The 8295-nt window shown below is 36.5% G+C and carries 7 protein-coding genes; all 7 read right to left on the bottom strand.

Features of this window, described 5'->3' with window-relative positions; genetic code table 11:
* Positions 1–91: 91 nt before the first annotated feature.
* The 7 genes from V7164_RS23245 to V7164_RS23215 all read right to left on the bottom strand — a co-directional run bounded on the left by V7164_RS23245 (position 92) and on the right by V7164_RS23215 (position 8187).
* A complete protein-coding gene (locus V7164_RS23245) occupies positions 92–415 on the bottom strand; it encodes a hypothetical protein (protein ID WP_335355368.1) in 324 nt (107 codons plus the stop codon).
* A gap of 760 nt (positions 416–1175) precedes the next feature.
* Positions 1176–2483, bottom strand: coding sequence for an excalibur calcium-binding domain-containing protein (locus V7164_RS23240; RefSeq protein WP_335355367.1), 1308 nt, complete (start codon positions 2481–2483; stop codon positions 1176–1178).
* A 327-nt stretch (positions 2484–2810) separates the two neighbouring features.
* The gene (gene nadR, locus V7164_RS23235) at positions 2811–3839 is read right to left on the bottom strand and encodes a multifunctional transcriptional regulator/nicotinamide-nucleotide adenylyltransferase/ribosylnicotinamide kinase NadR (RefSeq protein WP_335355366.1); all 1029 of its coding nucleotides are present in this window, start codon (positions 3837–3839) and stop codon (positions 2811–2813) included.
* Positions 3840–4535 carry a nicotinamide riboside transporter PnuC gene (gene pnuC / locus V7164_RS23230; protein ID WP_335355365.1) on the bottom strand — a complete coding sequence of 232 codons (696 nt, stop codon included), beginning with the start codon at positions 4533–4535 and terminating at the stop codon, positions 3840–3842.
* A gap of 60 nt (positions 4536–4595) precedes the next feature.
* Positions 4596–5378 (bottom strand): NUDIX hydrolase, encoded by a 783-nt coding sequence (locus V7164_RS23225; RefSeq protein ID WP_335355364.1) that lies wholly within the window; start codon positions 5376–5378, stop codon positions 4596–4598.
* A gap of 385 nt (positions 5379–5763) precedes the next feature.
* On the bottom strand, positions 5764–6555 hold the full coding sequence (locus V7164_RS23220) for an enoyl-CoA hydratase (RefSeq protein WP_335355363.1): 792 nt from the start codon (positions 6553–6555) through the stop codon (positions 5764–5766).
* Between the two features lie 87 nt (positions 6556–6642).
* On the bottom strand, positions 6643–8187 hold the full coding sequence (locus V7164_RS23215) for an AMP-binding protein (protein ID WP_335355362.1): 1545 nt from the start codon (positions 8185–8187) through the stop codon (positions 6643–6645).
* Positions 8188–8295: the final 108 nt, after the last annotated feature.

Raw genomic sequence — 8295 nt, 5'->3', positions numbered from 1 at the left:
TCTTACATTGGAAAAAAAACTAAATAAAATAGGCCGCGAAAATGCGGCCTATTCCTCATTATTGCACCCTCTATGTCTATATTTCAATTGTCTAAATTCTGTTAAAACTGTCTAAAAATGAATCTAATTCACTTTCATCGGCAAATTTGAAAGAATACCCGTAATGAATCGGAGCCGCGCCCGTATGCATTTCTTTTGGAAATTGTGTGAGTGCTGTACTATGAAACTTTTTGTCAGCTCTTAATATCGCATTCTTATCAACTATTTCTGGATTTAATATAATGCTAATCTCCTTCTTAGTTGGCACTAAGTAAATAATTTCTTTCGTTTCATCATTTTTGAATTCTGCAGCCTTTGTTGTTTCCTTCGTAAGATTAAAATTGTTTCTGCTGAAAGTAGGATATAATTTTTCCATATAAATGGTCCCCCTCATTATTTTTTTTGTATTTATTAGCATCATAAAGGAAGTAGTTTTTATCATCAATATATAGTTACTAATAAAAAGGATAAACTGCTCATAAAAATACTAATCTTTTCTGGGCTGCTTACATCAACTTCTGCAGTCGGCGTTATCATTCCATCGAGTATGGGATTCATTGTTTTCTAGTATTTGAAGAACTTTATGGAAACGATCGGTTTCGGAAGGAAATAAAGGGTAATTTAGAATGGAAATCGTGATGGAGCGTGAGAGCTTTTGATAGGAAACACCGGATTGAGAATTTTTGTAATTATTCCACTAGGAAGATTATAAAGTAAAATGATCAATGATTTCAGTTTTCAATATAAGTAAAGGTGGGATTGTACCCCCTTTTTGTACTTTTCCTGTTTAAATAATGTGTAAAATGAATCAAAACCTAGCTTTTTCAGGAATAAATTTAGGCTTAAGACCAACTTGTTACAGAATTGCATTAGATGTAAATAATAATCCCCTTCCCAGCCTGCCTTCAGACGGGACACAAGAACTTCTTTCAACCGTAACCATTACGGTGAAGAGTCCTGATGGTGTTGTTAGATTAATGCCTTCAATACGGTCGGGAACAGCTGAATCAGAAGAAAGGTGCTTGTTTCCCTATACTTAAAGACTGGGGAACAGGCACCAATTATTTTATAAGATTCGGAGAAAAACCCCTCTCTATTTCTTTCATATAACAAAAGTAATTTCTTTCTATAATATATTATCTATCACACCCTATTCCATCTCCATCACGGTCAAGGTGTTTCGCGTACCCTGGTTCACCTTTATAAATTGGTGCAGCGCCATCAGCACGAACTTCACTACAGTTTTTATAATTTACAAAAACCTGTTTTTGTTCTTGGGCTAAACGATCAGCTTCTTCTTGTTTGAGCTTTTCTTCCGCTAATCGAGCGGCTTCTTCTTGTTTACGCTGTTCCTCCGCTAATCGAGCGGCTTCTTCTTGCTTACGCTGTTCCTCTGCTAGCCGAGCAGCTTCATTTGACTTATCTGTATTAGAATCAGATACTTCAGTAGCTTGTGTAACATTATCAGATTCTTTAGATTCTTCACCAAAAGCTATTGCAACAATCATTAGCAATGTAAACAAATAAACAAGTGACGCAATCGTTTTTTTCCACCACTTGCCGCTTCGAAAACCAAGTATTTTTTGATGCCATTTTCTTGTTTTAATTTTGAAAGGGATATTAGAAGTAGATAATATTTTAGTAAACTTTTTACCAGAATTATTCATTACTAATTTGCCTTCATTATTACTAATTACAGTTTTAATTGCATAATGATCAATAACTGTATTTGAAAAGAAAACTAAAGGCCAAATGTGAATCTGTTGAGCTTTTCGTTCCTTATCATTATATTCATATAGTAGTACACCATTATCTATTACAATAAAGTTACCCTTTTTCTGTTTTTCGTGGTAGTAACCCTCAACAATGAGTTCAGCATATTTATGTTTTTCACGCAGAAGTCTCTCGCCATTTTTTGTTTGTCCTAGATCATCTCGTTTCATTAGAAACGTTGTAATTTTGATTCCACGAGTTCGTAAATCTGCAAGTCTTTCAGAATGTAAGAAATAGTCAAAGTCATGAGTAACAGTTGTATGTATCTCATGAGATTGATTAACAATCATATGTTCAAGAGTTTCAATAAATTCTTGACTATCATCATTTTTCTTAATATCATCAAATGTACGCTTAGATCGCCCAACTTTAAGAGTTATCTGCCACTCATATTTGTCCTTACCATCATTTCGAACATCAATATCACTAATTTGTGAGTATTTATATACCATGTGTTCACGTTTAGACATGAAAATGATTGATTCTGATGTCAATATTAATACTCCGTCTAGTTCACGCCCGCTTTTTTTATCACATTCTGCCTCAATAACTTTTAGAACTTTTTCGGTAGATTTTATTATTGTATTTTGTGCTTGTACTAATAATCTTTCATACTTTGAAACTAACGCTTTCTGACTAATTGTAGGTCGTTTACCTATCCACTTCTCCATTAAGTACCTCCATATTTAAAACCATTGTTGCTTATTAACATTATTGTATATAATTGTTGGTACAATTAAAATTTAAAAAATCATACAGTTATACCACTTTATTACAAGTGGTTTGTGATTTCTTTTACACAGCTAAAAAGAACTTGGATAGAAAAGTTCAAATGTCTTCCATCTATTTAGATATTTCTTTTCTATCTAATTTTCAACTTCTTGGATCGTTCCTTGCCAACCTAAACTAATTAGGGATAAAATATTAGCTTCATAGAGATTCATGTTTCAAACACAATCTCTCTCGTTTTCTGAAGCATGGACAAGGTACCCGTTCCTCTATATCCCTTCTAACAATCTACCAATCAACTCCATCGCTCTTCCCAAACGCTCTTGATACGTCCCACTAACACTCACAAACTCAATCCCATTCTCCTCCAATATTTCCTTCAACCGATTATTATTTTCTTCCCTTACCTTTTGCTCTCCATGCACTCTTAATCCATCATCGACCCATTTAACATCTGGCTCTAAATATAGACATAGATCATATTTTTGAATGCGAGCGATTTCATTTAAGACTGTTTGGTGTTTTTGATTGTACAGCTCTGAGTAAAATTGAGTAACCGCAGCTTCGGTGTCGATAAAGACGATTTTATTGGCATTTTTAATAGCATCATATTCTTTTAGTTTATGGCCGTACGCAATCATTGGGTAATCTTCCTCTATAATAATCCCATCACAGCCTCCTAAATATTCACAATAATCTCTTCCGTATTCTTTGACATAAGTTGTGTTATAGATAAGTGCTAGATTTCTAGTGAGAGTCGATTTCCCGCAGCTTTCAGTCCCTAAAATGACTACCTTTTTAATAAAATACGGTTTTACCACCTCGGGAATGTAACCCCAATATTCAAAGATCCCTTTTTCCCGAATTTTTGTAGCAGAAATCTTCACCTGGTCTCTTTTTTCATCAATCAGGATGTGTTTTGCTTCAGGATATAATTCTTTAAAAATTGGTTCGTATTCGATTTCGGAGCTAAAGACAACATCGATTTCTTTCCCAATCGCTTGTCGTATTTTCAAAGAGCCTTCTTTCCAGTTATAATCCTCGTTGCCGTCTTGATCCTCCACTTCAACAACTTTGACATGTTCCATTTCCCTTGTTAATTGTGAGAGCCATCGCAGCCTAATCTGAGCTGGAATGTAGGACAGCTTGCTTCCATCAAATAATTCCCGATCTCTTTTTTCACTATGAGAAAGGACAACGTATAATTCATCCACCATTGCAGAAGCTTTGACAATTGCATACACATGCCCCTGATGCAAAGGCAAAAACTTTCCTCCAAAAAATCCAACCTTTTTCATTTACATCACTTCTCCCTTCTGTTTTTTATATACTTTCGTCCAATTGTAATAACCATATATGCTATTGATTAGAAACGCCGACCACATGACAAGCATCGATACATCGTTGCCACCTTGTAAGATCAATGCCTTCACCCACAGTACAATTGATAACACATTCACCGCGATCCAAAATAACCATTGCTGCGTGTATCTTTTTAACATGAGGATTTGGGCAATGACGGATAATGTTGTGGTTGCAGAATCAATCCACACTACATTTCCTCCGATTTTTTGTAAAAGCAGCGCATATAAAACAAAGACAATCAGAAAGGATGTAATCGTGGCGATCCAGCCCTTTTTCGTTAAAGCGTTGATTTGAATATCTTCACCTTTTATCTTGTTGTCAGTTGTATGCTGCTTCCATAGATAGATCCCAACAAATTGAAGCGGAAAATAAAACAGGGCATTGAGCATTACCTCACCATATAGGCCATAGCCGTACGAGATATAGGCATATGTTCCTGTTTGGATAATGCCAAAATAATAATTACTCACTTTCCCTTTCGCGACTAAAACAACACAAAGCATTCCAGAAATGGACGTAATCAATCCTAGAATCGTATCATCCCAGGCAAAAAACAAGTAAATATTAATAAGCGTGAAAGTTAGAAGCCATAATCTTTCAAAGATGGTCCAATCTTTCCAAATTGGCATTTTTCATCACTCCTTATTGATTATCAATTAACATATTGTTAATTATAAAATGTAAAAAAATTAATATTTTGCATTATAAATCGATACAAATGGCTCGTAATCATTAAATCGATACAGTTGTGCTTTATTTTTCGACCAGCGATTTGTTTTTTGCGGCTCTCCATCCTTTACGACCTTTTCGATAAAAGGTAAGGTTGGGGCTTTCCGAAAAAATTGAGCATCCAGCTTGAGCCAAGGCTCATCCATGACGGTTAACAAAACCCCTTGCAGTTCCGATAGGACAAATTGCTTTGGCAAGAAGTTTTTCGCCACCGTTGTTAAGGACATATCTTTTTTTATAAACCATAAAGCTTCCTCTATAATTTTCTTGTGGTCGAAAGCCAACTCCAGCTGAAACACTTCGTCCATAGAGAATAACTCTACCTCCGCTGCATCATCTGCTGCTTTCCTTTTGACGAGCTTATTTTCTGGAACAATTGCGTAATGTGCATTTGAAATAATCCATCCCCTCCTATCACGGCCAAATTGATCGTAGACGCCAAAATGCTTGATTCTTAAACCTGTGACTCCAGTTTCTTCGCTTAACTCTCTAACTGCTGCATCATATGCAGTTTCCTCCGGTTTAATAAACCCACCTGGCAATGCCCATTTCCCCGCTTCTATATTGGGGTCACCTTCTTTTGTTTTCTCCGCTCGATTAATGAGCATGATTTTTAATGTTTTTTGTGGAGGCTTATAAGGACCCACTTCTGTAGAAATAATAGTAAAAACGGCAATATCACTCGTATAGCCATCAGGAGTTCGATACTTGCTCACATCATAATTTAACAATTCCTCGCTCATCTTCTAATCACCTTTTTTGAATTATAATTAACATTTTGTTAATTGTTATAAGCATAATATCACATTGTTGTATTGTCTGTCACTACGTTTTTTGAGAAAATATGTAAATTGTCTCCTATTAAGGATTCAAAGCCATCCATAAGTACTTTTTTATATAAAGTGGGCTCCAAAAGCTTATGCCTATGACCTATTACTACCTAAAGGTCATAGGCACATAAATGAATACAGTACTCATACCCAAGTAGCAGCCTAAATAATTGTCTAACTTTTTGGGTTTAGATCATTCTATGGCATGTCACTTCCGCTGGACTTTGCTTGGTGAAAAGGAAAACATTCACCAGACGCCACATTCAGTTGCTCTTCGACAACAAATCTATATTTTAGTTTACTTATTGGTAAATTTAGGTTCCCTTTTTTGGATAAACGCTTCAACGCCTTCTTTTACATCGTTCGTTTGAAATACATGACCAAAATTTTCAGCTTCCGTAACTAAGCCTTCATGAAGCGGTTGTTCGCAACCAATGTCAATAGAACGTTTAGCAAAAGTAAGGGCAGGTAAAGAAAAGCTGCTAATAGACTTTGCGAGTTCCAGCGCCTTTTCATAAGATTTCCCTCTAGGAACGACGTGATTGACCAGCCCGATTTCTTTGGCTTCTTCTGCAGTTAAAGGCTCACCAGTGAAAATCATTTCTTTTGCTTTCGCTTTGCCAACTAGACGCGGAAGCCTTTGTGTGCCTCCAGCACCTGGGAATAAGCCTAATTTAATTTCGGGAAGACCAATCTTGATTTGTTCTTCTGCTATTCGAATATCACAGCATAAAGCCAGTTCACATCCTCCGCCTAATGCCACCCCGTTTATGGCAACAATCGTTGGCCGTGACAAACTTTCAATTTTGTTAAGTGGTTCCTGAAGCCAAAGTGACTTTTGCTTCGCTTCCTCCATTCCTTTTCCCATCCATTCCGGGAATCCCTTAATATCTCCTCCAGCTACAAAAGCTTTATCGCCTTCACCGGTAATAATCACGGCTGTAACTTCAGAATCGCTTTCAATTTCATCAATCACAAGATTCAATTGTTCGATAACGCCAGCACTAAGTACGTTTACAGGCGGATTATCGATCACAATTTTTGCGATTTGGCTCTGCTTCGACCACGAAACTACTTGAATTTTATTCATCGGATTTCTCCTCAACTTTCTGATTAAAAAGACTTTAACTGCCTTTAAGATTGTAAATACTTTAAAGAGAAGGATTATTTAATTCACTCAGCTAAACTGATTTCGTAGAATATACTTTTGTACCTTTCCGGATGGAGTACGAGGTATTTCATCAACAAATCTTACTTCTCTAGGCTTCTTATAGCTAGCCAAGTATTGTTTACAGAAATCAATAACATCCTCTTCTGTAAGATTTGACCCTTCTTTCTTAATAATAACAGCGCATACAGCTTCTATATATTTCGGGTCAGGAATACCAATTATAGAAACTTCCTTCACATCCTGATGGCGATATATTACATCTTCAATCTCCGCTGCATAAATGTTTTCACCGCCGCTTCGAATCATGTCCTTTTTTCTGCCTACAATTGATAGATAACCATCTTGATCGAATACTCCCAAATCCCCTGTTTTACACCAGCCATTCACAAATGTTTCCATTGTTGCATCCGGTTTCCTCCAATACCCTTCTGAAACGCCCGGACTTTTTATTGTAATTTCTCCAATTTCTCCAATAGGAAGAGGTATTCCATTATCATCAATAATATTAATTTCTGTAAGAGGCATTGGCTTTCCAACTGTATGGCCTTTCGTAAAAGCATCCTCTGAATCGAGCGCAGCCGCAATTGGCTGACCTTCAGTTAAACCGTAAACTTGAACAACCCCAAGAAGCGGATACTTCTTTTTTAACTTTTCAAGTGCCCATGGCATTAACGGGTCACCGCCGGAATAAATCGTTTTTAACGACTTTAGCTTATACTTATCCAGCTCAGGATAATTTAGCATCTCATAAATCATAAATGGGAATAAAAAACAATCAGTTACATTTTCGCGTTCAATTACAGAAAGAATTCTTCCAATCTCAAAGCCGTGGCTTTTAGTTATAATGACAGATCCACCCATCATCAAGATGGGAAGTGCAATATCTTCCATCGCCCCAACATGATAGAGAGGTCCAGTAGTCATCCCAATTTCTTCCCCAGTAAACTTCCATTTTAATGCCTGTATTGCTGAAAACCAGTATGTTGTATCATGGGTCCAAATTGCAGCTTTAGGTCTGCCGGTTGTCCCTGATGTATACATCAGCATAACTGGATCGTTTAGCTTTATGTGATTGACTTTGACTTCATCTGCTGAACCGCTTTCTAAAATACTCCAAGGCTCAGACCAACTCGGAATCACTTTTTTACTATTTTCGAGACAAATAAAATGGTCAACAGAAACTTGATGAAGAATTGATTCCAGCTTTTGGGATAAATTTGAATGAAAGCATAATATTTTCGTCTGTGAATCATTTAATGCATATTCGAGCTCGGTACTTGAAAGCCGAAAATTAAGCCTAACGGCAACAGCTCCAATTTTTGCAACAGCAAAATAGAGTCCGAAATATTCGAGACAGTTATAAAGCAAAATACCAACACGGTCTCCTTTTCGTACACCTAGTTCGCTTAGCTTATTTGCATAAGTATTTGATATATGGTGCAGATCCGAATACGTCCATGATTTTCCCGTTTCTTCCCGTATGGCTATTTTTCTTTGATTTAACGGATTTAAATCATTTGCCATTTTTCTTGTAATAAAACCTACATCCAATGAAATTTCCCCCATTTCCTGTGCACCGTTCTCACCTTTTATGGTGCAAGTTTAGTGCCAAAACTCCAAAGGTTATTATTATCGATATATTCAGAATTCACCAACCAT

Source organism: Bacillus sp. JJ1474 (genome assembly GCF_036965225.1).
GTDB lineage: Bacteria > Bacillota > Bacilli > Bacillales > Cytobacillaceae > Cytobacillus.
The sequence above is the reverse complement of the archived record's forward strand: the minus strand, read 5'-3'. Positions and strand labels throughout refer to the sequence as shown.

Coding starts and splice junctions, on each gene's coding strand:
- V7164_RS23245 (WP_335355368.1), bottom strand. CDS start 415: ATGGAAAAATTATATCCTACTTTCAGCAGAAACAATTTTAATCTTACG.
- V7164_RS23240 (WP_335355367.1), bottom strand. CDS start 2,483: ATGGAGAAGTGGATAGGTAAACGACCTACAATTAGTCAGAAAGCGTTA.
- nadR (WP_335355366.1), bottom strand. CDS start 3,839: ATGAAAAAGGTTGGATTTTTTGGAGGAAAGTTTTTGCCTTTGCATCAG.
- pnuC (WP_335355365.1), bottom strand. CDS start 4,535: ATGCCAATTTGGAAAGATTGGACCATCTTTGAAAGATTATGGCTTCTA.
- V7164_RS23225 (WP_335355364.1), bottom strand. CDS start 5,378: ATGAGCGAGGAATTGTTAAATTATGATGTGAGCAAGTATCGAACTCCT.
- V7164_RS23220 (WP_335355363.1), bottom strand. CDS start 6,555: ATGAATAAAATTCAAGTAGTTTCGTGGTCGAAGCAGAGCCAAATCGCA.